The sequence below is a fragment of the Heliobacterium chlorum genome (assembly GCF_014502795.1).
GTDB lineage: Bacteria > Bacillota > Desulfitobacteriia > Heliobacteriales > Heliobacteriaceae > Heliobacterium > Heliobacterium chlorum.
This window is the reverse complement of record NZ_JACVHF010000148.1, coordinates 1-555: the sequence shown is the minus strand read 5'-3', so window position 1 is coordinate 555 and position 555 is coordinate 1. Positions and strand designations below refer to the sequence as shown.

Annotated in this window: 2 rRNA genes; both read right to left on the bottom strand. The window is 49.0% G+C overall.

What is annotated here, in order from left to right:
* Nucleotides 1-73, bottom strand: a 23S ribosomal RNA gene (locus tag H1S01_RS20695); the annotation flags it as partial.
* Between the two features lie 393 nt (nt 74-466).
* Nucleotides 467-555: ribosomal RNA gene (locus H1S01_RS20690) — 16S ribosomal RNA — on the bottom strand; the annotation flags it as partial.

Sequence of the window (555 nt, the reverse complement as noted above, 5' to 3'; positions counted from 1 at the left end):
TTTCGCAGTTATCCGCGCCCTTCTTCGCCTCTCAGCGCCTAGGCATCCACCGTATGCCCTTACTAACTTGACCTTATGATTTAATGAACGATCACTTCGTCTTTCTCTCCTACTCCGGTCAATCATACTTGCAGTGAGACACTTCGTCAAAAGACGTGTCGATACAGCAATAGAACTTCACCGTTAGTATGAAAGCTCGACGCGTTGATCATCATCGCTTGCGCTTTACTTTTACCTCTGTGCAGTTTTCAAGGAACAATCTGAGGTTCATCCGGTTCATCACCGGAATTAAGAGTTTACTATACCCGGTTGAGCTTTTCAACCGGTAAGTTTCTCCAGTCCCTCAAAATCAAACAGTTGTGTTGCATTGCGTGCGTTCGACCTCGACATCTCACTGCGTAGCGGTTTCATCCCTTCACTAGAAAAACTAGCAGGGTGCACCCTCTACCGTGACGAGTCTCCATAGAAAGGAGGTGATCCAGCCGCACCTTCCGATACGGCTACCTTGTTACGACTTCACCCCAATCATCGACCCCACCTTCGGCGGCTGGCTCC